This is a genomic window from Pseudomonas reactans (assembly GCF_013385825.1).
GTDB lineage: Bacteria > Pseudomonadota > Gammaproteobacteria > Pseudomonadales > Pseudomonadaceae > Aquipseudomonas > Aquipseudomonas reactans.
Window position 1 is genome coordinate 283,757 of sequence record NZ_JACAPG010000012.1, and the last position, 24,410, is coordinate 308,166.

Below are 24,410 nucleotides of genomic sequence, written 5' to 3' on the forward strand. Positions count from 1 at the left end.
GAACAAGGATGAATGAGGCCATGGGTGGGGGGAGGGGGGCAAATGAGAAAGTCGCAGGGGCTATCTAAAAATTGCAGCAATACCCTGTAGGAGCCCGGCTTGCCGGCGATGAGTACCTTGAATTTAGCGCAAGGTTTTAGACCGCCATCGCCGGCAAGCCGGGCTCCTACAAGGGGGGGCTACACCGCGTGGATCACATGCTTGATCTCCTGAAACGCCGCCAACCCCCATGGCCCCAACTCACGACCGATGCTGCTCTGCTTGTAACCACCCCACGCGGCCTGCGGGAAGATCACCTGCGGTGCGTTGACCCACACCAGCCCGGCGTGCAAGGCATTCGCCACCCGCTCGGCAGTTTCGTGGCTGGCGCTGACCACACTCGCCACCAGGCCGAAATCGCTGTCGTTGGCCAGGGCGATGGCCTCGGCCTCCGAGGTAAAACGTCGTACACAGAGCACCGGGCCGAAGATCTCTTCGTTCCACAACGCGCTGTCCAGCGGTACGTCGGTGAACACGGTCGGGCGGATGAAAAAGCCCTTCGGCAAATCTGCCGGGCGATCGCCGCCGCACAGCAAGCGTGCGCCATCTTCAACACCACGCTGGATGTGCCCGAGCACGCGCTGATATTGCACGCGGTTGATCAACGCGCCCATTTCCACGTCATCGGCAAATGGGTCAGCCACGCGAATGCCTTCAGCCCGTGCTTGCACACGTTGCAGGAATTCATCCGCCAGGCTGTCAGCTACCAGCACGCGACTGGTGGCGGAACACATCTGCCCAGCGTTGAAAAATCCACCACCACAGGCCAGCTCCACTGCCAGGTCCAGGTCGGCATCGGCCAACACCAGCAGGGAAGATTTGCCGCCCAGTTCCAGGCTCACGCCCTTGATGGTTTCGGCCGCGCGCTGCATCACCTGCACGCCGACGGCGTTGCTGCCGGTGAAGGAAATCTTCGCCACGCGGCGATCCGCCGCCAGTGGCGCGCCCACTTCCAGGCCCGTGCCGCACACCAGGTTGAACACCCCGGCCGGCAAGCCCGCCTCGGCGATAATCCGCGCCAGTTGCAGTTCCGCCAACGGCGTGACTTCCGATGGCTTGAGTACCACACAGCAACCGGCCGCCAGCGCCGGAGCGAGTTTCCACGCGGTGGTGACCATCGGGAAATTCCACGGCACGATCAGCCCTACCACGCCGCACGGCTCACGACGCAGGCGTGCGCTGAAGTCCGCGCTGGGCAATGCCACCGGGCTATTCTGGCTGGCGTCCATCGCTTCGGCCACGCTGGCGTAGTAGTCGAAGGTGGCGATCACATCGTCCACATCCATCGCGGCTTCAAACAGCGGTTTGCCGTTGTTGCTCGATTGCAGGTGCATCAGCTGTTCGCGCTGCTCGCTGACGCCTTGGGCGATCTTGCGCAACAGCGCGGCGCGGTCGCGGCCGGTGCTTTTCGACCAGTCGATGAAAGCGGCGCTGGCGGCGTCGACGGCCTGGGTGACCGTGCTCGCATCGCCGACGCTGACGTGGGCCAGGACGGCTTCAGTCGCGGGGTTGATCACCTCAAGCGAGGCCAGTCCGGCACGCCATGCCCCATTGATATACACACCGTTCAAGACTGCGCTCATTCCGCCACCGCCTTCATCCACAGCCCTTGGTCGACTTCAATCAGTGTCGGCCCTTGGCGATCAGCCGCAGCGCGCAGTGCCGCGCGCAGCGACTCAACCCCTTGAATGCTGTCGGCGGCGCAACCGAGTGCCTTGGCCACGCCGATAAAGTCCGGCGTGTAGATGTCCACGCCGACCGGTTCGATGGCGCGGTTGACCATGTATTTCTTGATCTCTTCATAGCCGTGGTTATTCCACAGCAGCACGATCACCGGCGTGCGCGCTTCCACGGCGCTGGCCAGTTCCGGCAGGGAGAATTGCAGGCCGCCGTCGCCGATCAGGCACACCACCGGCCGCCCATCGCCACGCCCCAGCCAGGCGCCGATGGCGGCGGGCAGGGCGTAGCCCAGGGTGCCATAGCCGGTGGACGAGTTGAACCAGCGGCGCGGGTGGTCGAGGTTCAGGGTCAGGTTGCCGCTGTACACCGGTTGTGTGGAGTCGCCCACCAGTACGGCGTTGGGCAATTCTTCGAGGACGGTATTGAGGAACAGGGTTTGTGCGCGGGTGGCGGCGTCCCAGCTCGGGGTCAGTTCCGCCCACAGGCGCGCTACGCGCTCAGCGCCCCACGCGCTGTTACGCGGTGGCAAGGGTTTGCTGCTCAGTTCGGCCAGCAAGGCCGCTGCGGCGATTTGGGCATCGGCCACCAACGCCACTTGCGGTGGATAGTTACGCACGGTCTGGTCGGGGTCGATATCGATGCGCAGCAGCGCGCCGGGAATCTCGAAACCACCGGCGAAGGTCACGTCGTAGTCGGTTTCCGCCAGCTCGGTGCCGATGGCTAGCACCACGTCCGCTTCGGCCACCAGCGCACGGGTGGCGACCAGGGTCTGGGTCGAGCCGATCAGCAGCGGGTGGTGGCCGGGCAGCATGCCTTTGGCGTTGATGGTCAGGGCCACCGGCGCGCCGAGCGCTTCGGCCAGTCGGGTCAGTTCCGGCGCAGCGTCGATGGCGCCGCCACCGGCCAGGATCAAGGGTTTCTTGGCGGCTGCGAGCAACTGGCTCATCTGCTTGACCGCCGCAGGCGCGGCACCGGCACGCGCCACGCTGATAGGCTCACTGCCCAGTAGCGCGTCGGCATTTTCCACCAGCACATCCAAGGGGATTTCGATGTGCACCGGGCGCGGTCGCCCGGCCTGGAACAACGCAAACGCCCGCGCCAACACGCCGGGCAGCTCCGCCGCCGACATCAGGGTATGGGAGAACGCCGCCACGCCGGCCATCATCGCGCCCTGGTTCGGCAGCTCATGCAGCTTGCCGCGCCCGCCGCCCAATTGGCTGCGCGACTGCACGCTGGAGATCACCAGCATCGGGATCGAGTCGGCATAGGCCTGGCCCATGGCGGTGGTGATATTGGTCATGCCGGGGCCGGTGATGATGAAGCACACGCCGGGTTTGCCGCTGGTGCGCGCATAACCGTCGGCCATGAAGCCGGCGCCCTGCTCGTGGCGCGGGGTGACGTGACGGATGCTGGAACGGGCCAGGCCGCGGTACAGCTCCACGGTGTGTACGCCGGGGATGCCAAACACCTGGTCCACGCCGTAGCCTTCCAGGAGGTTGACCAATACTTCGCCGCAGGTCGCCATACAGATCGCTCTTATTGTTGAGGTAAGGCGTTATTGGACCGGCTGGCCCGTAGCGACAACAATCGATAAAAAGTCATACTAGCCATGTTCTCACATCATGGCTGCGCCTCGATGAAACGCCTCCCACCGCTGCCCGCGCTGCACACCTTCTGGGTCACTGCCCAGTGCTGCAATTTCACCCGCGCAGCCGAGCAGTTGCACATCACCCAGGGCGCGGTGAGCCGGCAGATTGCCGGGCTGGAAAGTCATTTGGGCTATGCGCTGTTCCAACGCCAGGCGCGGGGTTTGAGCCTGACCGACGAAGGCCGCGAATGGTCACTGCGCGCACAGCAGGTGTTTGGCCTGCTCGGCGAAGCGGTGGAGCAGATCGGCAGTCGCCGCCAGACCTTGCAACTCAAGGCGTCCACCTGCGTGATGCGCTGGCTGCTGCCGCGCCTGATGCAGTGGCAGAAGGAGCGCCCGGACGTGCCGGTGGAACTCACCACCACCGTGGCCTACACCGTGGACTTTCGCCGCGAGCAATTTGACGCGGCGGTGATCTATGCGCCCATCGCCGAGCAATCGGCCGAGGCGCGGCATCTGTTCGATGAACAGCTCACGCCGGTCTGCGCACCGGCGCTGCTTGCTGGCTTGCACACACCGCAAGATTTGCAACAACAGGTCTTGCTGCACCCCACGCGGGATGAACGGGATTGGGCGTTGTGGCTCAAGGCGGCGAATACGCGGCTGGGCAATTTGAGCCAGGGGCATCATTTTGAAACGCTGGATCTGGCGATGACGGTGGCGTCCCAGGGTTCCGGCGTGGCGATTGGCGACAGTGCGTTGATTGGCGAGGATTTGAAGGCGGGGCGGTTGGTGATGCCGTTTGAGTTAAAAGTGCCGACGGGGATGGGGTATTACTTGGTGTATCCGCCAGGCACCGAGCCTTCGGCTGGGCTTGAGGCCTTGATGAACTGGTTGGTCATGAACGCCAAATACCCCATGTAGGAGCCCGGCTTGCCGGCGATGGCAATCTTATGGACGCTATCGCCGGCAAGCCGGGCTCCTACAAATGGGGGGTGTCAGTAACCGACAGTGAAACGCTGGCGTGAGTGTTTCGGCGATTCAACTTCGTCGATCAACGCAATCGCATAGTCCGCAAAACTGATCCAACTGCGACCTTCACTGCTCACCAGCAAATCATCCTGACCCACCCGGAATTTACCGGTGCGCTCAGTCTCGACGAACTCCGCCGACGGCGACAGGAACGTCCAGTCCAGTTCCTTCTCCTGGCGCAGTGCGTCGAGAAACGCCGCACCCGCCGTGGCTTCAGCTTTGTATTCCTCAGGGAAACCCTCGCTGTCGATCACTCGACCGCCACCTGGCAGCAATAGCGAACCGGCACCGCCCACCACCAGCAGGCGTTTTACCCCGGCTTTCTTCACCGGCCCGATCACGGCGCTGGCGGGCAGGGTGGCGAAGTGCGCTGCGCTGATCACCACGTCGCTGCCACTCACCGCCTGTTGCAGGGCGTTGGCATCCAGGGCGTCGACTTGTTTAACGGTGACGCCAGGGCGCACAGCCAGCTTGTCGGTATTGCGTGCGATGGCGGTGACGGTGTGCCCACGACGCAGCGCTTCTTCCAGCAGTTGGCTACCGGCACGGCCAGTGGCACCAATGATTGCAATCTTGCTCATGACGTTCTCCAGTACGTTAGGGTTTGAAACGGTTCACCACTTCATTTCGCCCTTGGCGACTTTGGCGCTCAGTTCCAGCGAGCTTTCGTCGGCCAGGGTGGGGTAACGCTTTTTCATGGCTGCGATCAGGGCGGCAGAGTCCTTGGCCTTGGCGGTCTCGGCGTCGAAGGCCTTGATGTAGTCGGCGGTAAAGGCCACGGATTTCAAAGATGGCGTGCCCAGGTAGTGGCCGGGCACCACGGTGCGCGGCTTCAGTTGTTCAATGCGTTGCAGGGTGGCGAGCCAATCCTTGTGGGACTGCGCGCTCTGGGTATCGGCCATCCACAGGTGGATGTTTTCGGAGACGACTACGCCACCGACCACGGCCTTGATCGACGGGATCCACACAAAGCTGCGATCCGGCTGTGGGCCGTCCAGGCCGATGACCTCCAGTGGCTGGCCTTCCAGGCTCAGGCTGTGGCCTTCAAGGACCTGCGGCACGATGGTTTTAGACGGCTTGTCGGCGCCCATTTTCGGGCCCCAGAACTCCAGCTTGCCGGCCACGGTGGCCTTGATGTGGTCGACCACCGGTTGTGGCGCCAGTACCTTGGCGTCGGGGAAGGCGGCGGTGAGGGTGTCGAGGCCGAAGTAGTAGTCCGGGTCGCCATGGCTGATGTAGATGGTGGTGAGGTGCTTGCCGCTGGCGCGGATCTTCTGCACCAATTGTTCGGCCTGGCCTTTGCCGAATTGGGCGTCGACCAGGATCGCGTCCTTGGCGCCGCTGACCAGCACCGAGCTGACCGGGAAGATCGCGGCTTCGCCTGGGTTGTACACATCCAGCTTCAGGTCGGCCGCAGCCGCATGGGCGGCGAAGGCCAGGGCGGCGGTGGCCAGGGTCAAGCGCTTGAAGGTTGAGAACATTGGGCAGCTCCAGCATCGGTAAAGGATGCACAGAGCTTAGTTGCACAAAACCAGACTAAAAATGCGATGCTGGGACATAGTTTGTTTCTGAAAGTGGACAGATCATGGATCGCCTTCAAGCAATGCGCGTGTTTGTCACGGTGGTGGACCTGGGCAGCCAGTCCGCCGCCGCCGATCATCTGGACCTGTCGCGGCCGGTGGTGTCGCGTTACCTGGCGGAGCTGGAAGACTGGGTGGGTGCGCGTTTGCTGCACCGCACCACGCGCAAGCTCAGCCTGACGGCGGCGGGCAGTGAAACCCTGCCACGCTGTCGGCAATTGCTGGAATTGTGTTGCGACATGCAAGCCGCCGTCAGTGAGCCCGATGAAGCGCCTCGTGGGTTGCTACGTTTGAGCGTCAGCACCTCGTTCGGCCAGGCGCAATTGGCCCAGGCCATTGCCGAGTACGTCAAGCGCTACCCGCTGGTGACGGTCGACCTGCAGATGCTTGACCGCACGGTGAACCTGGTGGACGAACGTATCGACCTGGCCATCCGCACCAGCAGCGACCTGGACCCCAATCTCATTGCCCGACGCCTGACGGTGTGCCGCTCGGTGGTGTGTGCTTCGCCGGCCTATCTTTTGGAGCATCCGTCCCCTCGGAAAGTCGAAGACCTGGCCGGGCACAATTGCCTCACCCATTCCTATTTCGGCAAAAGCCTGTGGCATTTCGAGGAGCAGGGGGAGCCTGTCTCGGTGCCGATCAACGGCAATATCACCTCCAACGAGGCCAGCACGTTGTTACGCGTGACGTTGGCCGGTGCAGGGGTGTCGATGTTGCCTACTTACCAGGCCGGCGATTACATCCGGCGCGGTGAACTGGTGCGCCTGCTGCCCGACGCCGAGCCACGGCAGATGAACATCTACGCGGTGTACGCCTCGCGCAAACACATGCCGTCGGCGTTGCGCAGCCTATTGGATTTCCTGGTGCTGCGGTTTCCGGAAGAGCCGGCGTGGGATGTCGGGCTCTAGGCTGGGATCAACCTGTTGAATGTCGTCCGATAATGGCAACTTGGCCTGGTTGACCTATGCTTTAAACAGCACCCTGTAGATCCGCAGAGGTCTGTGCCATGAGCATTAAAACCAGAAAGTACCTGATGATTTTCAGCCTGTGCGCCATTGCCAGCGCACTCTACGGGACCGCCGCCTACCGCGTGGAGCAGACCCGTATGCAGCCGACCTTTGCGATCAGCTGTCATCAGGATCAATGCGTTCCCCGCACCGGCAGTTTCAGCGCGCTCAGGTAGCCGGTTGTTCGGCTTTCAACTGCTCGCGAAACGCCTTGGGTGAGAACCCGACCCGTCGGCGAAACAGCCGAGAGAAGTTGGTCGGGTCGGAAAAACCCAACACCTCCGACATCTCATTGATGGTCATGCTGGTGTAAGTCAGCAGGCGCTTGGCTTCCAGCAATTGGCGGTCATGCATGATCTGCAGCGCAGGTTGGCCGCCCAACTCCCGACACGTCCCGTTAAGGTGTGAGACCGAGATGCCCAGCTTGTGGGCAAGATCTTCGATTTTCGGGTGTTCGCGGTAATGCTGCTCGACCAACTGGGTAAAGCGCCGGAAGTATTCACGCCCCCGTGGCGCCCGTGGGTGACGGCGCTGGATGGCCTGGCGGCTGATCCATACCAGCAACACGCTGACCAACGCGTGCATCATCATGTCCCGTGCCGGTTGTTCATCGGCGTATTCATCCTGCAAGCGCGCGAACTGGCTGTTCAGGTAGTCACTGTCTTTGCCCGCCGGGTAACTGCCGAGTGTCTGCAAACCGTCCACGGTGGTGCCCAACTGTGTTTGCAGGTGGCTGACCAACGGCGCCGAAAGCGTAACCACGTAGCCTTCGACGTCCTCGGGAAAACGGAACCCGTGCACGCACAAGGGCGGCAGGACTTGCAGGGTTGCTTCGTTCAGGGTGGTGCGCTGGCCTTCGATTTCCAACTGTGCCTGGCCTTTGTGCACGTAGAGCAACTGGCACAGATCCGCGTGCCGGTGGGGTTGGATTTCCCACTGGTATTCCCGACTGCGCCGGGAAATGGTTTCGCAGTGCAACAAATCGGGGGTGGGCCATTGCTGGTGTTCCCCGTAAAGCTTGAAGACCGGAATTGCGGTTTTGGTCATGGTTTCAACCCGATACTCGAAAGAGTGGTGCGGTAATCGCCCCGATTGGCAAAAAGCGCAGGCTTTGGCGCAGTTTTCACCTTCTTATGCCGCTCACTCAAGTGAAAAATGTCAGCAACAAGACCAATGACAACTCTTTCACCCGATCCGTTCGGGTGGAACTTGCGGGCCATAAAAATAATGAAAACGCTGAAAACCCAAGTCGCCATTATCGGCGCCGGTCCTTCCGGACTGCTGCTTGGCCAACTGCTGCATCAGGCAGGGATCGAGACCCTTATCCTAGAGCGCCAGAGCGCCGATTACGTGCAAGGCCGCATCCGTGCCGGGGTGCTGGAACAAGGCATGGTCGACCTGCTGAGGCAGGCGGGTGTCAGTCAGCGAATGGATAGCGAAGGCCTGGTGCATGATGGTTTCGAGTTGGCGCTGAACGGTCAACTCACCCATATCGACCTCAAGGGCCTGACAGGCGGTCAATCGGTGATGATTTACGGCCAGACCGAAGTCACCCGCGACCTGATGGCCGCCCGTGCCGCCGCCGGTGCCACCACCCTGTATGAAGCGCGCAATGTGCAGCCTCACGCTCTCAAAAGTGATCGACCCTGGCTGACCTTTGAACATCAGGGCGAATCCTTTCGCCTGGAGTGCGATTACATCGCCGGTTGCGACGGCTATCACGGCATTGCGCGCCAATCGATCCCGGCTGAATCGCTCAAGGTCTTCGAGCGGGTCTACCCCTTTGGATGGCTGGGCATCCTCGCCGATACGCCGCCGGTACACGCTGAGTTGGTCTACGCCAAGCACACGCGCGGCTTTGCGCTGTGCAGCATGCGTTCGCCAACGCGCAGCCGTTACTACCTGCAGGTGCCGGTGGAGGAACCGATTGACGAATGGTCCGATGCACGCTTCTGGGACGAACTGAAAAGCCGCCTGCCCAGCCACCTCGTCGCTCAGTTGGTGACCGGCCCGTCGATTGAAAAAAGCATCGCACCACTGCGCAGTTTTGTGGTGGAACCCATGCAGTACGGGCGCCTGTTCCTGCTCGGCGATGCGGCGCATATCGTGCCGCCCACCGGCGCCAAGGGCTTGAATCTGGCGGCCAGTGATGTGAGCACCCTGTACCGGATCTTGCTCAAGGTCTACGGCGAAGGGCGGGTGGATCTGCTGGAGCGCTATTCCGCCATCTGCCTGCGGCGGGTGTGGAAGGCCGAGCGGTTTTCCTGGTGGATGACCTCGATGTTGCATCAGTTTCCCGAGGCCGACGGTTTCAGCCAGCGCATCGCCGAGAGCGAGCTGGAGTACTTCATCCACTCCGAAGCGGGGCGCAAGACCATCGCAGAAAATTACGTCGGACTTCCATACGAAGCTATCGAATAGCCTGCTATCGTATCGAGCATTCCCGTGGGCCGCCTTTTCCCGCGGGCCCTGCTCGAAGGTCCTGCCGTGACGCACCTCAATCAGCCCGTTCCGCCGCTGCCCGCTGTGCGCAGCATTCTCGCCTCACTGATGATGGCGATCTTCCTGGGGGCGCTGGACCAGACCATTGTCGCCGTGTCCATGCCCGCGATCTCCGCCCAGTTCCATGACGTCAACCTGCTGGCCTGGGTCATCTCTGGCTACATGGTGGCGATGACCGTCGCGGTGCCGATCTACGGCAAGCTCGGCGACCTGTACGGGCGGCGGCCGATGATGCTGATCGGCATGGGCCTGTTCACCCTGGCCTCGCTGTTTTGCGGCATGGCGCAAAGCATGGAGCAACTGGTGCTGGCGCGGATCCTCCAGGGTATCGGCGCCGGCGGTATGATTTCGGTGAGCCAGGCGATCATCGGCGACATCATCCCGCCCCGTGAACGTGGCCGCTACCAGGGCTATTTCAGCAGCATGTACGCGGTGGCCAGCGTGGCCGGGCCGGTGCTGGGCGGCTACATGACCGAGTACCTGTCGTGGCGCTGGGTGTTCCTGATCAACCTGCCCTTGGGTGCCGGCGCCTGGTATGTGGCCCATCGCACGCTGGTGGGGCTGCCGGTGCCGCAGCGCAAGCCGATCATCGATTACCTCGGCACTGTGCTGATGATCATCGGCTTGACCGCCTTGCTGCTGGGCATCACTGAAATCGGCCAGGGCCATCACTGGCGTGACAATCAGGTGCTGGGCTTGCTCGCCTGTGCGCTGGTGGCGTTGACGGTGTTTGTCTGGCACGAGCGTCGGGCGCGGGAGCCGTTGTTGCCGATGCATTTGTTTGCCAACCGCAGTGCGGTGTTGTGCTGGTGCACGATCTTTTTCACCAGCTTCCAGGCGATTTCCCTGACGGTGCTGATGCCGCTGCGGTATCAGACAGTGACCGGTTCCGGTGCTGACAGCGCGGCATTGCACCTGCTGCCCTTGGCCATGGGCTTGCCGATGGGGGCTTATTTTGCCGGGCGCATGACCTCGGTGACCGGTCGCTATAAGCCGATGATCCTCAGCGGCGCGCTATTGAGCCCCTTCGCGATTCTCGGCATGGCCCTGAGCGCGCCCCAGGCGGTGGGGCTGACGGCCCTGTTTATGCTGTTGTGCGGGATCGCGGCCGGCATGCAATTCCCGACCTCCCTGGTGGGTACGCAAAATTCGGTGGAGCAGCGCGATATCGGCGTGGCCACCAGCACCACCAACCTGTTCCGTTCCCTGGGCGGGGCGGTGGGGGTGGCGTGCATGTCGGCACTGTTGCTGGCGCTGTTGCAGGATTCCAGCTTCGCCCACCTGGCCAGCGGCGCGCTGGTGGCCGAAGGCAGTTCCGGCAACGTGCTGCTCGACGGCCTCAACGCCGCCCCCGGCCCGGCGCAGGATGCCCTGCGCGGGGAGTTGGCGGTGACGTTCCGGCATTTGCTGATGGTCAGTGCGGCGGTGTCACTGCTGGGGTTGGCGGCCGCGATTGCGATGCCTAATCGAGTGCTGCGTGGCCGTGAAGACAAAGCACGCTAACCCTGTAGGAGCTGGCTTGCCAGCGATGACGGTGGGTCAGTCAAGATATGGGTTACTGATACAACGCCATCGCCGGCAAGCCAGCTCCTACAGGGGGGAATGCATTTCAATTCTGATCAGGGGCTGTAATAACCCACCGCCACCATGAAATGCCCGGCCTTGCGCACATACGCATGCTTGTTCTCGACCTTGTCGGTCACCGGGTTTTTCCAGCGGTATTTGTATTCGCCCTGATCCTGCTCGGCCATCAGCTTGAGGATCGGCTCACCCACCGGCTTGCCGTCCGGGTCCTTGATCTTGCTGAAGTTGGTGTTGACCAGACGGAGGTTGGTGCCATGGGCTACATAACGTTGGGTATCGAGGTCCACGACGAACACATAAAGGTCATCCTGCAGGAAACCTCCCTGCAATGAGTTGATGGCCTTGAGTGTGCCGGTTTCATCCTTGAGCAAGGCGGTTGCCGCCTTGTTGCGCAGGGCCCGGGCCTGTTCCGGCGTGGCCCGTGGCAGGTAATAACCCACCGCGAGGATGCGTTCGCCCACACGCTGATAAAACACGTGCTTGTGTTCGACCTTGCCATCGTTCCAGTTCTGCCAGCGATAGTCGGCCTGCTGGATGCCCTGGCCTTCCGGCACCTTCAGCGCATCCTTGAAGGACTGGCGCAAATCCGGCCCGAGGACTTCGGATACATCACGGCCAATCAAGGCGGAGGAGGGGCCCCCGCTGGCCAGCAGCACGCCTTGGGTATCGACCACGAACACATAGCGGTCTTGGTCGACGAATTCGCCCTGTCGGCTGAAAGCGGCAAACGCCTTGTCGCCGTTGCTTTGGTAGTAGGCCAGGGCTTTTTCCAGCAGCGCCTTGGCCGCCTGGGCGTCTTCATCCTGAGTCGTTGCAGCGTGCACCTGGCTGAAACACAACAGCAGCAGCCAGGTGAGTCGGAACACTACCTTCATTACCCATCCCTCGTTATTGTTGGTGTGACAACAGCGTAGACGGCTGTGGCTCAAGGCGCCGCCAACCACTGGCTAACGATAGCGTCATAGGCCCCGGTGGCCTGGCTCAGGTGCAGCCATTGATCGACGTAGCTTTTCCAGGCCACATCATCACGGGGCAACAGGAAGGCTTTTTCGCTGTACTGCATCTGCCGCTCGGGGTTCACCGCGCACAGCCCCAGCTTGAGCTTCTGCTGGTAACGCGCTTCGCTGGCGTCGGTGATCATCACATCCGCCTTGCCCGCCAGCAGTTCGTCGAAAATGGTCACGTTGTCGTGCAGGCGAATCTGCGCCTGGCCCAAGTGGGCACGGGCGAACACTTCGTTGGTGCCGCCGGCCGGTTCGATCACGCGGACTTGGGGCTGGTTGATCTGTTCGACAGTCTGGTAGCGCTGCACATCGGCGCAGCGTACCAACGGAATCTTGCCGTCGACGCCCAGGGATTGGCTGAAGAAGGCCTTTTTCTGGCGCTCCAGAGACACCGAAATGCCGCCCACGGCAATGTCACAGCGCTGGGCCAGGAAGTCCGGCATCAGGGTTTTCCAGGTGGTGGGCACCCATTGGATCTTTGCGTTGAGGCTCTTGGCCAGGGACTCGGCCATGGCGATGTCGATGCCTTCATAGCTGCCGTCGGCGCGCAGCGAGGTGTAGGGCTTGTAGTCGCCAGTGGTGCAAACGGTCAGCGTGCCGTGCTGGAGCACCTGGTCGAGGCGCGACGGCGCGGTGTCGGCCAGGGCGCTGGTGGCCAGACTTGCCAGTACACAGAGGGCGAAAGGAGCTTTCATGCGGTCGAGTCCTCGGGGCAGGGGGCTATTGTTTTTGTAGGAGCGAGCTTGCTCGCGAAAAAATCAAGCCGCCGAGTTTATCCTGACGGCCAGCGTTATCGTTAACGACCTTCGCGAGCAAGCTCGCTCCTACAGAGGTAGAGGGAGTGTGGAGGCGGCGAATGTTTAGCCAAGACGCAACCAAACTCCGTCAACCCTGAATTTAATCACCTGTGCAGGCGTGTGACGCTGGCGGTTACCTCTAGCACTGTGATTCCTGCATGGACGGCTCCTCCGACACCCACCCCGCGACACTGCCGTCCGATCTCGCGTTCTGGGCCCTGTTCCACTGCCGACACGCACGCCCACCAGATAGCGCATTCCTACGTTGATCCATCCCCTGGATGGCGTGCACCTGCGCGCCTGCCTGACCCACACGTATGAGAATGCCCATGAGTGTCTTTGCCTGCCTGCACGAAGCCCAGTCCTTTCTTGAACAAAACCCGGACATCGAGATGTTCGAGCTGTTTATCCTCGACAACAACGGCGTGCCACGCGGCAAGTTGCTGCACCGCGATGAGTTGCTGGCGGTGTATGAAAGCGGCCGGCCGTTGCCCAGTACCATTCTTGGCCTGACCATCAATGGCGACGACGTGGAAAACTCCGGGCTGGTGTGGGAGGTGGGTGATATTGATTGCCGCGCCTACCCCATCAGCGGCAGTTTGCAGCGCATGCCGTGGCGCCTGATTCCGACGGCGGCCGTGCAAGTCAGCATGCACCCCACCGAAGGCCTGCCCGCGACCGTCGCCGATCCCCGGCATTTGCTGGCCAAGGTGATCGACGGGCTCAAGGCTGACGGTTACTACCCGGTGATGGCGGCGGAGCTGGAGTTCTACCTGCTCGACCAGAAACCCGGCAGCAACGGCCGCCCGCAGCCGGCGCGGGATGTGGACGGCGGGCGCCCGCGCTCGACTCAGGTCTACGGCCTGCGCGAGTTGGAACAGATCGAACCCTTCCTCGCTGACCTTTACAGCGCCTGCAAACTGCAAGGCATCCCGGCGCGCACGGCCATCTCCGAATATGCGCCGGGCCAGGTGGAAATCACCTTGGAACACCGCGCCGACGCCCTGCAAGCGATGGACGAAGCGGTGCGTTACAAACGCCTGGTCAAGGGTGTGGCGCATAAACACGGGATGACGGCTTGCTTCATGGCCAAGCCGTTCGACGACCTGGCCGGCACCGGCATGCACATGCACGTGAGCCTGGCGGATGCCGAGGGCAATAACTTGTTCGCCAGCGAAGCCACCGACGGCACGCCACTGTTGCGCCAGGCGGTGGGCGGCATGCTCAGCACCTTGCTCGATTCCTTGCTGATGTTCTGCCCCAATGCCAACTCCTACCGCCGCTTTCAGACCAACAGCTACGCCCCGCTGGCCGCCACTTGGGGCGTGGACAACCGCACCGTCAGCCTGCGCGTGCCGGGCGGGCCAGCGAGTTCTCGACATATCGAGCACCGAATCTGCGGTGCCGACGCCAACCCTTATCTGGCCGCTGCCGCGATTCTGGCCGGCATCCATCGCGGTATCCGCGAACAGCGCGACCCCGGCGCCCCGGTAGAAGGCAATGGCTACGCCCAGGCCAAGGAGTTGCTGCCTACCGACTGGTTGACCACCCTGCGCGCCCTGGAAGGTTCGAGCTGGGCGCGGGACGCGTTCGGCAGTGAATTCCTCGACGTGTACCTGGCGGTCAAGCGCGCCGAATACCGCCAGTTCATGGGCGAAGTGGGCGAGCAGGATTGGCGCTGGTATTTGCATCAGGCGTGATCGGCGTTTCGGTGGTGAGCGTTTCGACCTTTTTTTGACATTGCACTGGTTAAGCTGCGCATCAAGGTCGTTCACTGCCGTTCCACCCATATGAGCCCGCGATGTCGCCACAGCCACCATCCTCCATCGAGATCGAATACGCCGAGCGCTGTGACCGCGAGCACGCCAGGGTCTGCGGCGATACACGCCCGCCAGGGCTGCGGCAGCGCCTGGCGTCGTGGCGCGACGAGCGGATGGTGCGCCAGGCGCTGAAAGTCGCCGGTGAACCGGGGTTGGTGTTGGACCTGGCCTGTGGCTCGGGGCGCTTCTGGCCAGTGCTGGCCGAACACGTCAACCGGGTGATCCTGGCGTCGGACAACTCCCAGGACATGCTCGACCATGCCCGCACCCATCACCCGGCGTCCTTGCTCAAACGCGTCAAGACCTTCCAGGGCTCGGCGTTCTCCATCAGCTTGTCGGCGAATGCGGTGGATTGCATTTTCTGCCTGGAATTGTTTCGCCATGTGCCCAGCAGTGAAGGGCGCTTGGCCCTACTGCGCGAGTTCCACCGGGTCAGCCGCGACACGGTGATTGTCTCGGTCAACTCCCGTACCGCCGTCGAAGATGAGTTCCGCCAGGCGGGCTTCAAGGTCCTGCATCATCAAGAATTCATGCCCGGCTCAAGCCTATGGCGGGTCTACGTGCTGCGTAAGAGAGGATAAGTCCCGCCTGTCGGACTATTCTTCAACTCCTGTCTGAGTTTTCATGGTTGCCTGCGCACTGCGAATGCTCGCAAGTCCCTTTCGCGATATATACTGCGCGCCATTCTTCAAGGGAGAGCCGTGTGGCCATCGATATTCACTGGATCTGCGACAACGATAGCCTCGGCCAGCATTGCGCCGAATGGCAGCAGTTGCCATTCGTCGCCCTCGACACCGAATTCATGCGGGTCGACACCTTTTATCCCATTGCCGGGCTGATCCAGATTGGTGATGGCGTGCGCGCTTACCTGATCGATCCCCTGACCATCGGCAACTGGCAACCCTTGGCCGCCTTGCTGGAGAACCCGGCAGTGATCAAGGTGGTGCATGCCTGCAGCGAAGACCTGGAAGTGTTGCTGCGCTTGACTGGCAGCCTGCCAGTCCCGCTGTTCGACACCCAATTGGCCGCGGCTTACCTGAACCTCGGTTTCTCCATGGGCTATTCGCGCCTGGTGCAAGCCGTGCTGGATATCGAGCTGCCCAAGGGCGAGACCCGTTCGGACTGGCTGCAGCGGCCCTTGTCCGAGACGCAGGTCAGCTACGCCGCCGAAGACGCGGTGCACCTGGCTGAGGTCTACACGCGCCTGCGCCCGCAGTTGTCGGACGACAAATATGCCTGGGTGCTGGAGGACGGCGCGGAGTTGGTCGCTAACCTGCGCCGCGAAGTCGACCCCTACGAGGTGTACCGCGACGCCAAGCTGGCCTGGAAGCTGTCCCGCGCCCAGCTCGCCGTCCTGCGTGAGCTGTGTGCCTGGCGCGAGCAGCAGGCCCGCGCCCGTGACCTGCCGCGCAACCGCATCATTCGCGAACACTCGTTGTGGCCCCTGGCCAAATCCCAGCCGGATAACCTCGCCGCCCTCGGCAAGATCGAAGACATGCACCCGCGCACCGTGCGTCAGGACGGCCAGTTCCTGCTGGACCTGATCAAGCGTGCCGGCAGCGTGCCGATGGACCAATGGCCGCCTGCCGTTGCCGAACCGCTGCCGGTGGATGCTGCCGCGCTGATCAAGCAACTGCGCGCCTTTGGCCAGACGGAAGCCGAACGCCTGGAGATGGCGCCGGAACTGATGCTGCGCAAGAAAACCCTCGAAGCCCTGGTCAAAAGTGGCTACCCCGATGGGCCTTATAAATTGCCAGACTCGCTGCGTGGCTGGCGCCGCGAGTTGATGGGCCAGGCGCTGCTCGACAGCCTGGCCACTGCCGGAGAACAGCCTTGAAACGTATTTGCTCCATCTACCGCAGCACCAAACGCGCCGGCATGTACCTTTACGTACTCAAAAGTGATGAGCTTGAACGTGTGCCCGAAGGTTTGCTCGCGGTGTTCGGCCAGCCGCTGCTCGCGTTCAACCTGGTGCTGACGCCCGAACGCAAGCTGCAACAGGAAGACATCGTGCAGGTGTTGGAAAACCTCGACAAACAGGGTTACCACCTGCAAATGCCGCCGCCCGAGGACGAGTACATCGAACACTTGCCCGAAGAACTGCTGCGCCGCAACGACCCGATGTGATCGACCGGTGCTCCGTCCGGGGCACTTGCTTCAATGGAATCGTATAAGTGGGCGGTGGCCGTAAGGATGCGGGCGGCCGTCCGTACTGTTTTTGAAAGGTTTTAAGCATGCGTGTTCTGATTGCTGAACAGGATCACCCGCTCTACGCCCAATTGCTCGGCGAAGCGGCACCGGACCTTGAAGTGCTGACCAGCGGCGACTCGGCAGAACTGTCGCGCCTGGCCGCCGATTGCCCGGTCTGGCTGGGCCAGCCGGACCTGCTGGCGACGCTGCTGCGCCAAGGCCATCATCCGCAATGGCTGCAATCGACCTGGGCCGGCATCACTCCGTTGCTGGCTGAAGGCTTGCCCCGCGACTATCGCCTGACGCGTGCGGTGGGCATTTATGGCCAGGTCATGGCGGAATTTGTCCTCACCTATATGCTCGGCCACGAACGTGAGGTATTGGCACGTCTGGTCAGTCAGGTCGAGCGCAAATGGGACAACCGCATGGGCCAGAGCCTGGCGGGGCGCAAGGTGCTGATCGTCGGCACCGGCGATATAGGCCAGAGCGTTGCCGAGTTCCTGGTACCGTTCGGCGTGAAGCTGTACGGCATCGCCAGTTCCGCTCGGGAACAGGCACCGTTTATCCAAGTGGCCGGGCTTGAAGCCCTGGGCCGTCTGGTGGGCGAGGTGGACTACGTGATCAACCTGCTGCCCAACACGCCGAGCACCCATGACCTGTACGACGCGGCGCTGTTCAAGCAATTCAAGCCGACCGGGTTGTTTATCAACGTCGGGCGTGGCGTGTCGGTAGTGGATGCGGACCTGGTCGAGGCCTTGAAAGAAGGGCACCTGGCCGGTGCGGTGATTGACGTGTGCCGCCAGGAACCGCTGCCGCAACGTCATCCGTTCTGGACCGCGTGGGGCCTGTTGCTGACCGGGCACAGTTCTGCGCCGACGTCACCGGCATTGATGGTGGAGTTGTTCGTGCAAAATGTGCGGGCGTATCAGGCCAAGCAAGCATTGCGTGGAACCGTGGATTTCGAGCGCGGTTACTAGAACCATCACAACACTGTAGGAGCCGGCTTGCCGGCGATGAGGCCAGTGAGTTCAGCACTGTTCTCAAGGCCATCATCGCCGGCAAGCCGGCTCCTACAAGGTGTTACAGGCTGAAGTCACCTTCCGACACCAGCTCGCTCAATGGCTTACGTGGGCTCGGCGTTTCGCGACCTTGCAGGTATTCCGGCAGGCTCGACTTGTCCCCCAGCTTGCCAACCGCAACAGCGGCATGCAGTGCATAACCTTCCGGGATTTTCAGCTCTCTGCGGGTCAATTCCTGATCGAAACCGGCCATGCCGTGGGTGTGCCAGCCGCTGAGGCTGGCTTGCAGCGCCAGGTGGCCCCAAGCCGAGCCGGTGTCGAAGGTGTGCCACAGGGCCGGGGTTTCTTCCGTAGCGCCGGGGGCGGTGAAGTCGGTTTTCGACGCGATGATCACCAGGGCCGAAGCATGCTGCGCCCAGTTGCGGTTGAATTCATTCAGCAAACCCAGGAAACGCTCCCAGTCCGGCGTGTCGCGTCGCGCGTAGAGAAAGCGCCAAGGCTGCGAGTTGTAGGCGGAGGGAGCCCAGCGCGCGGCTTCGAAGAAACTCAGCAGGGTCTCCTTGGAGATGCTCTCGCCGGTGAAGGCGCGGGGCGACCAGCGGTCGGTGAACTGGGTGTGGATCGGATAGTCGGCAACACGTGTCATGGAGCAGTTCCTGATCGTCAATTCGGCGCTCAAAGCTACTGCGCGGCCACTAGACTGACAAGTGTTGTAACACCGCCAGTCGTAAGCGCTTGGCCGCAGGGGCCTTGGGCACTAGACTGGCGGCCTTTTCACATACCGATACTGATGTAGAGCCATGGCCGCCAAAGTCGAACCTTTCTGGATACGCAAAACCCTTGAGCACCTCGACCAGGAGGAGTGGGAGTCGTTGTGCGACGGCTGTGGCCTGTGCTGCCTGCAAAAGCTAGAGGACGAAGACGACAACAGCGTCTATTACACGCGGATCGCCTGCAAGCTGCTCGACCTGAAAACCTGCCAGTGCACCGACTACCCCAATCGTCGTGCGTCGGTGCCGGATTGCATCCAGCTCACCCCAGGCCAGGCCGACCAGTTCAAATGGCTGCCGCCCACCTGCGGCTATCGCCTGGTCAGCGAACGCAAGGACCTGCCGCTGTGGCACCACCTGGTCTGCGGCGACCGTGACGCCGTGCACCATGAACGCATTTCCCAGTCCGGGCGCATGCTCAGCGAAGGCAGCGTGCCCGAAGACGACTGGGAGGATTACCTGATTTTCCGCGCGGGCTGACAAGGAGTGGGTATGAGGGGGGCAATCAAGCTGGCGGCATCGTTGGTGTTGCTGACGCTGAGCACATCGGCGTGGTGCGCGAAGAAAGTCGACCTGGATTATCACGTCAAACTGTTGCCCCAGAGTGATCAGGCCGAGGTGCGGGTGAGTCTGTCCCAGGGCTCGGCGGTGCGCAGCCTGAACTTCGACCTAGGTGCTGATGGTGACTACAGCGACTTCAAGGCCGACGGCCAGTGGAGCGTCACCGAGCATCGTGGCCTGTGGCAACCCAGCGCCAACAAAGCCAGCCTGACTTACCGCGTACGCCTCACCCATGCACGCAAGGCCGGTATCTATGAAGCGCGGATGACGCCGAGCTGGGCGTTGTTTCGCGGCGAAGACCTGGTGCCGACCGCGCGGCTCGACCAGCAGGACGGCGTCGAGTTGGTCTCACGCCTGATGTTCGAACTGCCGGCCAGCTGGAAAAGCGTCGAAACCGCTTGGCCGCGCATCGGCAAGCACAAATTCCGCATTGATAACGTCTCCCGCCTGTTCGACCGGCCCACCGGCTGGATGCTCGCTGGCAACCTCGGCAGCCGCCGTGTGCGCCTGGGCGAGACGGAAGTCACCGTGGCTTCACCCAAGGGCCAGGCCATGCGCCGCATGGATGTGCTGACATTGCTGACCTTCGTCTGGCCCCAAGTGGAAGCGGCCTTCCCGCGCCATCCGGCCAAGCTGCTGGTGGTGGGCGCCAGCGACCCGATGCGCCGTGGCGCGTTCTCGGCGCGGGATTCGATCTACCTCAACAGCCGCACGCCGCTGGTCAGCGAAAACGGCGGCAGTCCGTTGATCCGTGAAGTGGTGCAGGCGATCGGGCGCTTCAATGACCACGATACCAGTGACTGGATCAGCGAAGGCCTGGCCGAGTACTACGGCATCGAACTGGTACGTCGGGCCGGTGGTATCACCGACGAGCGGTATCAGGCAATACAGGCGCGGTTGGTCAAGGAAGGCAAGGACGTGACCAGCCTGCGTGGCGAGCAGGTCAGCGGAGCGACGGTGTCACGGGCGGTGGTGGTGTTGCAGGAGCTGGACCGCGAGATCCGTGTGAAGACTCACAACAAACGGTCATTGGATGACCTCGCGCAGGCGGTGATGCGTGCCAACAACATCACCACCGCGGAGTTTGTGAAGCTGGCTGAGAGCATCATCGGCGAGTCGTCGGTGGTGCTGGACAACAAGCTGCTGCGTTGAACCCTTGCTGAACCTCCGCAATTCCTTGTAGGAGCCCGGCTTGCCGGCGATAGGGCCCTCAAGGACGCCATCGCCGGCAAGCCGGGCTCCTACAGGTCGGGTTGGTGTCAGCCGGTGGTTTTGGTGGCCTTCTCGGCCGCGACTTCGGCCTTGGTTTTCAGATTCTTCAGCTCGGCCCCGGCGCGTTCGATCTTGGTGCGCACCGTGTTCATTTCCTGGCGGCCCTGTTCCAGCTTGTCCTTGAGCGAGCTGTGCCCGGTAAAACCACGGGCCAGCGCCACGCCGCCGATCGCTACCTGGATCAAACCGAAAATCCCGCCACGGCGCAGGCCTTTGCCGACCATCATCACGCCACCGGCCACCGAGCCGATGCGTTCCCAGCCGTGCACGTTCTGTGTGGGCTGGGTCTCGAAAGGCGTGTGTTCGATGATAGGTCGCAAGGTTTTGCTGTCGCTCATGATCTGTCTCCAACGAGGGCTATTGATAAGTAGCTGACTGCCCGCAGGCACCGGATGTTCCCGAAAGATCAGTACTTGGGGCCCGAACGGGTGTTGTTGCCCTTGGCCAGACGGTCGTAGAGCACCACGTTGACGGTAGCGGCAAGGTTCATACAGCCGGTGGTCGGGATGTAGACCACGTCTTCGCACCAGTCGCGGATCTCTTTATCCAGCGACCCGTCTTCCGGGCCGAAGATGTACAGCGCGCGGTCGGGGTGGGTGTATTCCGGCAGGGGGCGAGCGCCTTCCACCAGCTCCACGGCGACAGGAATGCAGCCCAAGGGCAGGATCTTTTTCAGGTCATCGATGCCGATCAGCGGAATGTCGTGGTGGACTTTCTTGGTGTCGGTGATGAAGTCCCGCGCGCGCTCGTAACGCACGCCGGTGTAGAACACCGAGGCCACGCCGTAGCAGCCGGCAGCACGCATGACCGAGCCGACGTTTTCGGGGGATTTGGGGTTATACAGACCGATGCAGCTGTAGCGTTTATTGCCCACGGGGAAGGGTGCCTTGGCGAAAAAGACCGCAGTATAACTGTAGGAGCGAGCTTGCTCGCGAAGAACTCGAGATCACCGCGTTCATACTGAATGCACGCGTTATCGTTGACGATCTTCGCGAGCAAGCTCGCTCCTACAGAGAGGGAGGGTCAGCTGTCTTTCTTCATCAACCCTGCCAACGCCGCAAACGGATTATGCGTGGCCTTGGCAATCGTCGGGCTGCTGGTGGAGCCGTCGCCAAAGTATTGCTGGTCGGTATACCGCGAGTGTTCGTTGTCATGGCAATACAGGCACAACAACTCCCAGTTCGAACCGTCCTGGGGGTTGTCATCATGATTGTGGTTTCGATGGTGTACGGTCAGCTCGCTCAGGCGTTTGCCGGCGAACTCACGGGCGCAGCGGCCGCACACGTGGGGGTACATTTTCAAGGCTTTATCGCGGTAGCCCATTTCCCGGTCGCGCTGGGCATCGGCAAGGATGCGATCCAGCTTGGCGGTGTGGGAGGGCGGGTTGGTCGAGCTCATCATGGCTCCTGGCTATTTTGGGGTTCACGGATAGGGTTGATTCTAGCCGCTCGCGATGCAAATAACCGCTTCACTTTATCGATAAGGATCTGAAACTCATGCGTTTGCATTCATGGACTGTTGCACTGTTGTTGTGTGGGCTCACGGCCCAAGCCCAAGCATTCTCTACACCCCAACCCGGCCAGGTGATCGAGGTGGCCCTCGACCAATTGCACCCGACCCAGGCCGTGGTGGGTTTCGACCAGATTTACTACAGCCTCGGCCTGTTCGCTGACAAACCCGCCAAGGTCTTTGATGAATACTGCGAAACCAACGGCCAGGGCGAAGCCGACAACGTGCCCAAGGGCGCGGACCTGCACAAACCGGCGAGTTTCACCTGCAAGGACCCGGTGGGCACCCATCCCGAGGACATGAAGACCGTGGTGGTCGGCCCTGGCGGCCAGTTGTACCTGACCGACGGTCACCACAGCTTCACCACCTTGTGGGAAGTGCCCGGCGGCGGGCCTCGCCTGAACATGTGGGTCAAGGTCACCGACGACTTCAGCAACAGCCCCACCCTGGCCAATTTCTGGCAGCGCATGCAGGCCGCGCGCAAGGTCTGGCTCAAGGACAATCAAGGGCAGACCCTGCCGCCCGAGCAACTGCCGGCGCACCTGGGCTTCAAGAACCTGCAGGACGACACGTTCCGCAGCCTGGTGTATTTCACCCGCAAGGCCGCGTATGGCAAGCCTGAGGCTGGCGAGATCGCGCCGGAGTTCCTGGAGTTCTATTGGGGCAATTGGCTGCGTACTCAAATTGACCTGGGCAAGTACAACCTGAACAAGAAGGGTGGCTACAAGGACGCCATTGAGGCCGTGGCCAAGCGCATGGTCAGCCTGGCGCCGGGCTCACAGGTCGGCGATAGCGGTTTCACCGCCCATCAACTGGGCGGCATGACCAAACTCGACCGTAACGAGCTGGAAAAGACCTTCGACAAAAAAGTCCCGTACGTGATCGACTACCGCAATTCCCTGCGCTAACCGATCACACCTTCTGCGCAATCCAGATGGTGTGCCGGGTGCCCTTGTTGCCATGGGCAAACACCTGCACTTCCTCGGCCTTGAAACCGGCCTTGCGCAGTTTGTCGCTGAACAGCTTGTCCGCGCTGGCCGACCACACGGCCAGCACGCCTTTGGGGCGCAAGGCCTTGGCGCAGGCGGCCAGGCCGCCGGCGGAATAGAGCCAGCTGTTGGCCTTTTGCGTGAGGCCTTCGGGGCCGTTGTCCACGTCCAGCATGATCGCATCAAAGCCCTGGGGTTCGGCCTGCAGCACCTTGGCCACGTCTTCCAGGCGGATCACCGTGCGCGGGTCCAGCAGCGGGCGGCCGGATTTTTCGCCCAGCGGTCCACGGTTCCACTCCACAACGCCGGGCACCAGTTCTGCCACGACCACTTCAGCACTCTTGCCCAGGTGCTTGAGGGCTGACGCCAGGGTAAATCCCATGCCCAAGCCACCGATCAACACCCGTGAGTCCGCACGCCCGGCGACTTTGCGGCAAGGGATCTCCGCCAACGCATCTTCGGAACCGTGCATGCGCGTGTTCATCAACTGGCCGCCGTCACCGCCCTGAATCTTGATGACGAAATCTTCACCGTATTCGAACAGGCACAAGGCACCGCCGTTGTCGGGGATCGGGGTGGTGTCCAGCAGAACGAAACGTTTCATGGAAATCTCATTGGGAAGGGCATTCTTGCGCGGTTGGGAGTAGCCTTACGACATTCCGGTCAGGCCATGGAGCCATCGATGAAGTGCAGCATTCTAACGGTCATTGTGTTGAGCGCGCTCGCCTCTGGTGCGGCGCAGGCTCAGGAGTTGCAAACCGTACCGGTCGCGCCCGCCCCAACGCCAGGCGCGCCGGGCACCCCGACGCCGACGTTGTACCCGCAAGTCACCCCACCGGCCGTGCCCAAGACCAACGGCTCGCCGCCCTTGGTGCCCATCGTGCTGCCCACGCCACCCAAGGACCAGACGGTGCCGGGCCTGCTGCAGAATGACAGCAAGCCGAAGACGCCGGGCGGCTAAAACTGTTGCGAAAGTAATTGCCCGTCGGCCATGCGCAGGCGCTTGGACAGGGCGATGGCAATCGCGCGGATGATCTTGGCGGCGACCCTGGGCGCTTCGTTGAGCATTTTTTCCAGGGAATCCTTGCCCAGGTTCAACAGCACGCAGTCACTGGCCGCCATGCAACTGGCCGAGCGCCGCTCGCCGTCGAGTACCGCCATTTCGCCAAAGGCCCGGCCGCTGCGCAGGGTGGCGATGGTCAGGCGTTGGCCGTCGTGGTTGGTTTTTTGCACCGCCACTTGGCCGCTGTGGAGGATACACATGAAGGTGCCGGCATCGCCCTCAAGGAAAATTACCTCGTCACGGGCGATGCTGCTGATATTGAAATAGCCGGCGGCGACGTGAAAGTCTTCCGGCAACAGCGGGTCGAACAGGCCGCAATCCATGAGCATGTCGCGGATTTCGGTATTCATTAGCGTCGGTAGTGCCATGGCTGCAATCTTGGTCCATCAATCAGTAGGCGG

General features: G+C 62.1%; 27 protein-coding genes. 14 read left to right on the plus strand and 13 right to left on the minus strand.

Annotated features, from left to right (window positions below):
• Window positions 1–179 precede the first annotated feature (179 nt).
• Entirely contained in the window at window positions 180–1,622 is a 1,443-nt protein-coding gene (locus tag HX868_RS15320) for an aldehyde dehydrogenase family protein (protein WP_177003431.1), read from the minus strand.
• Window positions 1,619–3,244 carry a 5-guanidino-2-oxopentanoate decarboxylase gene (locus HX868_RS15325; protein WP_177003432.1) on the minus strand — a complete coding sequence of 542 codons (1,626 nt, stop codon included), beginning with the start codon at window positions 3,242–3,244 and terminating at the stop codon, window positions 1,619–1,621. The genes HX868_RS15320 and HX868_RS15325 overlap by 4 nt, the downstream gene beginning before the upstream one ends.
• Before the next feature lie 111 nt (window positions 3,245–3,355).
• On the opposite strand from HX868_RS15325, the gene HX868_RS15330 reads away from it, so the two are divergent.
• On the plus strand, window positions 3,356–4,231 hold the full coding sequence (locus HX868_RS15330) for a LysR substrate-binding domain-containing protein (RefSeq protein WP_177003433.1): 876 nt from the start codon (window positions 3,356–3,358) through the stop codon (window positions 4,229–4,231).
• A 74-nt stretch (window positions 4,232–4,305) separates the two neighbouring features.
• On the opposite strand, the gene HX868_RS15335 is transcribed toward HX868_RS15330, so the two are convergent.
• Both HX868_RS15335 and HX868_RS15340 read right to left on the minus strand, forming a co-directional pair.
• On the minus strand, window positions 4,306–4,920 hold the full coding sequence (locus HX868_RS15335) for an NAD(P)-dependent oxidoreductase (RefSeq protein ID WP_177003434.1): 615 nt from the start codon (window positions 4,918–4,920) through the stop codon (window positions 4,306–4,308).
• A 33-nt stretch (window positions 4,921–4,953) separates the two neighbouring features.
• Window positions 4,954–5,820, minus strand: coding sequence for an MBL fold metallo-hydrolase (locus HX868_RS15340; RefSeq protein ID WP_016975212.1), 867 nt, complete (start codon window positions 5,818–5,820; stop codon window positions 4,954–4,956).
• A gap of 104 nt (window positions 5,821–5,924) precedes the next feature.
• On the opposite strand from HX868_RS15340, the gene HX868_RS15345 reads away from it, so the two are divergent.
• Window positions 5,925–6,830, plus strand: coding sequence for a LysR family transcriptional regulator (locus HX868_RS15345; protein ID WP_177003435.1), 906 nt, complete (start codon window positions 5,925–5,927; stop codon window positions 6,828–6,830).
• A gap of 98 nt (window positions 6,831–6,928) precedes the next feature.
• On the plus strand, window positions 6,929–7,105 hold the full coding sequence (locus tag HX868_RS15350; RefSeq protein WP_016975214.1) for a hypothetical protein: 177 nt from the start codon (window positions 6,929–6,931) through the stop codon (window positions 7,103–7,105).
• On the opposite strand, the gene HX868_RS15355 is transcribed toward HX868_RS15350, so the two are convergent.
• Complete coding sequence (locus HX868_RS15355; RefSeq protein ID WP_016975215.1) at window positions 7,098–7,976, minus strand: helix-turn-helix domain-containing protein; 879 nt, start codon at window positions 7,974–7,976, stop codon at window positions 7,098–7,100. The two genes, HX868_RS15350 and HX868_RS15355, sit on opposite strands and share 8 nt — an antisense overlap.
• A gap of 189 nt (window positions 7,977–8,165) precedes the next feature.
• Between HX868_RS15355 and pobA the strand changes: the two genes are divergently transcribed.
• Both pobA and HX868_RS15365 read left to right on the plus strand, forming a co-directional pair.
• Window positions 8,166–9,350 (plus strand): 4-hydroxybenzoate 3-monooxygenase, encoded by a 1,185-nt coding sequence (gene pobA, locus HX868_RS15360; protein ID WP_177003550.1) that lies wholly within the window; start codon window positions 8,166–8,168, stop codon window positions 9,348–9,350.
• Between the two features lie 66 nt (window positions 9,351–9,416).
• Window positions 9,417–10,934: a DHA2 family efflux MFS transporter permease subunit gene (locus HX868_RS15365; protein ID WP_177003551.1), complete on the plus strand. Its 1,518-nt coding sequence runs from the start codon at window positions 9,417–9,419 to the stop codon at window positions 10,932–10,934.
• A 116-nt stretch (window positions 10,935–11,050) separates the two neighbouring features.
• On the opposite strand, the gene HX868_RS15370 is transcribed toward HX868_RS15365, so the two are convergent.
• Both HX868_RS15370 and HX868_RS15375 read right to left on the minus strand, forming a co-directional pair.
• Window positions 11,051–11,890, minus strand: a complete 840-nt coding sequence (locus tag HX868_RS15370; protein WP_177003436.1) for a cache domain-containing protein — start codon at window positions 11,888–11,890, stop codon at window positions 11,051–11,053.
• Window positions 11,891–11,940: 50 nt separating this feature from the next.
• A complete protein-coding gene (locus HX868_RS15375) occupies window positions 11,941–12,714 on the minus strand; it encodes a transporter substrate-binding domain-containing protein (protein ID WP_177003437.1) in 774 nt (257 codons plus the stop codon).
• Between the two features lie 431 nt (window positions 12,715–13,145).
• Here HX868_RS15375 and HX868_RS15380 point away from each other — a divergent pair, with 431 nt between their 5' ends.
• From HX868_RS15380 to HX868_RS15400, 5 genes are all read left to right on the plus strand, one after another.
• A complete protein-coding gene (locus tag HX868_RS15380) occupies window positions 13,146–14,516 on the plus strand; it encodes a glutamine synthetase family protein (RefSeq protein WP_177003438.1) in 1,371 nt (456 codons plus the stop codon).
• Window positions 14,517–14,617: 101 nt separating this feature from the next.
• Window positions 14,618–15,217 (plus strand): class I SAM-dependent methyltransferase, encoded by a 600-nt coding sequence (locus tag HX868_RS15385; protein WP_177003439.1) that lies wholly within the window; start codon window positions 14,618–14,620, stop codon window positions 15,215–15,217.
• A gap of 122 nt (window positions 15,218–15,339) precedes the next feature.
• Window positions 15,340–16,473 (plus strand): ribonuclease D, encoded by a 1,134-nt coding sequence (rnd, locus tag HX868_RS15390; RefSeq protein ID WP_177003440.1) that lies wholly within the window; start codon window positions 15,340–15,342, stop codon window positions 16,471–16,473.
• Window positions 16,470–16,763: a YcgL domain-containing protein gene (locus HX868_RS15395; protein WP_177003441.1), complete on the plus strand. Its 294-nt coding sequence runs from the start codon at window positions 16,470–16,472 to the stop codon at window positions 16,761–16,763. The genes rnd and HX868_RS15395 overlap by 4 nt, the downstream gene beginning before the upstream one ends.
• A gap of 107 nt (window positions 16,764–16,870) precedes the next feature.
• Window positions 16,871–17,803: a D-2-hydroxyacid dehydrogenase gene (locus tag HX868_RS15400; protein WP_177003442.1), complete on the plus strand. Its 933-nt coding sequence runs from the start codon at window positions 16,871–16,873 to the stop codon at window positions 17,801–17,803.
• A gap of 103 nt (window positions 17,804–17,906) precedes the next feature.
• Here HX868_RS15400 and HX868_RS15405 read toward each other — a convergent pair whose 3' ends face one another.
• Window positions 17,907–18,491 (minus strand): nitroreductase family protein, encoded by a 585-nt coding sequence (locus HX868_RS15405; RefSeq protein WP_177003443.1) that lies wholly within the window; start codon window positions 18,489–18,491, stop codon window positions 17,907–17,909.
• Between the two features lie 154 nt (window positions 18,492–18,645).
• Here HX868_RS15405 and HX868_RS15410 point away from each other — a divergent pair, with 154 nt between their 5' ends.
• Both HX868_RS15410 and HX868_RS15415 read left to right on the plus strand, forming a co-directional pair.
• A complete protein-coding gene (locus HX868_RS15410) occupies window positions 18,646–19,095 on the plus strand; it encodes a YcgN family cysteine cluster protein (RefSeq protein ID WP_003172524.1) in 450 nt (149 codons plus the stop codon).
• Between the two features lie 12 nt (window positions 19,096–19,107).
• The gene (locus HX868_RS15415) at window positions 19,108–20,328 is read left to right on the plus strand and encodes a hypothetical protein (RefSeq protein ID WP_177003444.1); all 1,221 of its coding nucleotides are present in this window, start codon (window positions 19,108–19,110) and stop codon (window positions 20,326–20,328) included.
• Window positions 20,329–20,435: 107 nt separating this feature from the next.
• Here the strand turns inward: HX868_RS15415 and HX868_RS15420 are convergent, their stop codons facing one another.
• The 3 genes from HX868_RS15420 to HX868_RS15430 all read right to left on the minus strand — a co-directional run bounded on the left by HX868_RS15420 (window position 20,436) and on the right by HX868_RS15430 (window position 21,846).
• Window positions 20,436–20,786: a YgaP family membrane protein gene (locus HX868_RS15420; RefSeq protein ID WP_033902602.1), complete on the minus strand. Its 351-nt coding sequence runs from the start codon at window positions 20,784–20,786 to the stop codon at window positions 20,436–20,438.
• Between the two features lie 68 nt (window positions 20,787–20,854).
• On the minus strand, window positions 20,855–21,322 hold the full coding sequence (locus HX868_RS15425) for an RNA methyltransferase (RefSeq protein ID WP_003189607.1): 468 nt from the start codon (window positions 21,320–21,322) through the stop codon (window positions 20,855–20,857).
• Window positions 21,323–21,471: 149 nt separating this feature from the next.
• Complete coding sequence (locus HX868_RS15430) at window positions 21,472–21,846, minus strand: YajD family HNH nuclease (RefSeq protein WP_016975230.1); 375 nt, start codon at window positions 21,844–21,846, stop codon at window positions 21,472–21,474.
• Between the two features lie 98 nt (window positions 21,847–21,944).
• Here HX868_RS15430 and HX868_RS15435 point away from each other — a divergent pair, with 98 nt between their 5' ends.
• Window positions 21,945–22,865 carry a ParB/Srx family N-terminal domain-containing protein gene (locus tag HX868_RS15435; RefSeq protein WP_177003445.1) on the plus strand — a complete coding sequence of 307 codons (921 nt, stop codon included), beginning with the start codon at window positions 21,945–21,947 and terminating at the stop codon, window positions 22,863–22,865.
• 4 nt (window positions 22,866–22,869) lie between these two features.
• Here the strand turns inward: HX868_RS15435 and HX868_RS15440 are convergent, their stop codons facing one another.
• Complete coding sequence (locus tag HX868_RS15440; protein WP_095015115.1) at window positions 22,870–23,550, minus strand: spermidine synthase; 681 nt, start codon at window positions 23,548–23,550, stop codon at window positions 22,870–22,872.
• Window positions 23,551–23,628: 78 nt separating this feature from the next.
• Here HX868_RS15440 and HX868_RS15445 point away from each other — a divergent pair, with 78 nt between their 5' ends.
• Complete coding sequence (locus HX868_RS15445; protein ID WP_025999649.1) at window positions 23,629–23,907, plus strand: hypothetical protein; 279 nt, start codon at window positions 23,629–23,631, stop codon at window positions 23,905–23,907.
• Here HX868_RS15445 and HX868_RS15450 read toward each other — a convergent pair.
• Window positions 23,904–24,377, minus strand: a complete 474-nt coding sequence (locus tag HX868_RS15450) for a cyclic nucleotide-binding domain-containing protein (RefSeq protein ID WP_016975234.1) — start codon at window positions 24,375–24,377, stop codon at window positions 23,904–23,906. The two genes, HX868_RS15445 and HX868_RS15450, sit on opposite strands and share 4 nt — an antisense overlap.
• Window positions 24,378–24,410 lie beyond the last annotated feature (33 nt).

Coding starts and splice junctions, on each gene's coding strand:
- HX868_RS15325 (WP_177003432.1), bottom strand. CDS start 3,244: ATGGCGACCTGCGGCGAAGTATTGGTCAACCTCCTGGAAGGCTACGGC.
- HX868_RS15380 (WP_177003438.1), top strand. CDS start 13,146: ATGAGTGTCTTTGCCTGCCTGCACGAAGCCCAGTCCTTTCTTGAACAA.
- HX868_RS15415 (WP_177003444.1), top strand. CDS start 19,108: ATGAGGGGGGCAATCAAGCTGGCGGCATCGTTGGTGTTGCTGACGCTG.
- HX868_RS15405 (WP_177003443.1), bottom strand. CDS start 18,491: ATGACACGTGTTGCCGACTATCCGATCCACACCCAGTTCACCGACCGC.
- HX868_RS15340 (WP_016975212.1), bottom strand. CDS start 5,820: ATGTTCTCAACCTTCAAGCGCTTGACCCTGGCCACCGCCGCCCTGGCC.
- HX868_RS15435 (WP_177003445.1), top strand. CDS start 21,945: ATGCGTTTGCATTCATGGACTGTTGCACTGTTGTTGTGTGGGCTCACG.
- HX868_RS15440 (WP_095015115.1), bottom strand. CDS start 23,550: ATGAAACGTTTCGTTCTGCTGGACACCACCCCGATCCCCGACAACGGC.
- HX868_RS15410 (WP_003172524.1), top strand. CDS start 18,646: ATGGCCGCCAAAGTCGAACCTTTCTGGATACGCAAAACCCTTGAGCAC.
- HX868_RS15430 (WP_016975230.1), bottom strand. CDS start 21,846: ATGAGCTCGACCAACCCGCCCTCCCACACCGCCAAGCTGGATCGCATC.
- HX868_RS15335 (WP_177003434.1), bottom strand. CDS start 4,920: ATGAGCAAGATTGCAATCATTGGTGCCACTGGCCGTGCCGGTAGCCAA.
- HX868_RS15450 (WP_016975234.1), bottom strand. CDS start 24,377: ATGGCACTACCGACGCTAATGAATACCGAAATCCGCGACATGCTCATG.
- HX868_RS15400 (WP_177003442.1), top strand. CDS start 16,871: ATGCGTGTTCTGATTGCTGAACAGGATCACCCGCTCTACGCCCAATTG.
- HX868_RS15345 (WP_177003435.1), top strand. CDS start 5,925: ATGGATCGCCTTCAAGCAATGCGCGTGTTTGTCACGGTGGTGGACCTG.
- HX868_RS15330 (WP_177003433.1), top strand. CDS start 3,356: ATGAAACGCCTCCCACCGCTGCCCGCGCTGCACACCTTCTGGGTCACT.
- HX868_RS15320 (WP_177003431.1), bottom strand. CDS start 1,622: ATGAGCGCAGTCTTGAACGGTGTGTATATCAATGGGGCATGGCGTGCC.
- HX868_RS15420 (WP_033902602.1), bottom strand. CDS start 20,786: ATGAGCGACAGCAAAACCTTGCGACCTATCATCGAACACACGCCTTTC.
- HX868_RS15445 (WP_025999649.1), top strand. CDS start 23,629: ATGAAGTGCAGCATTCTAACGGTCATTGTGTTGAGCGCGCTCGCCTCT.
- HX868_RS15375 (WP_177003437.1), bottom strand. CDS start 12,714: ATGAAAGCTCCTTTCGCCCTCTGTGTACTGGCAAGTCTGGCCACCAGC.
- HX868_RS15370 (WP_177003436.1), bottom strand. CDS start 11,890: ATGAAGGTAGTGTTCCGACTCACCTGGCTGCTGCTGTTGTGTTTCAGC.
- HX868_RS15350 (WP_016975214.1), top strand. CDS start 6,929: ATGAGCATTAAAACCAGAAAGTACCTGATGATTTTCAGCCTGTGCGCC.
- HX868_RS15355 (WP_016975215.1), bottom strand. CDS start 7,976: ATGACCAAAACCGCAATTCCGGTCTTCAAGCTTTACGGGGAACACCAG.
- HX868_RS15385 (WP_177003439.1), top strand. CDS start 14,618: ATGTCGCCACAGCCACCATCCTCCATCGAGATCGAATACGCCGAGCGC.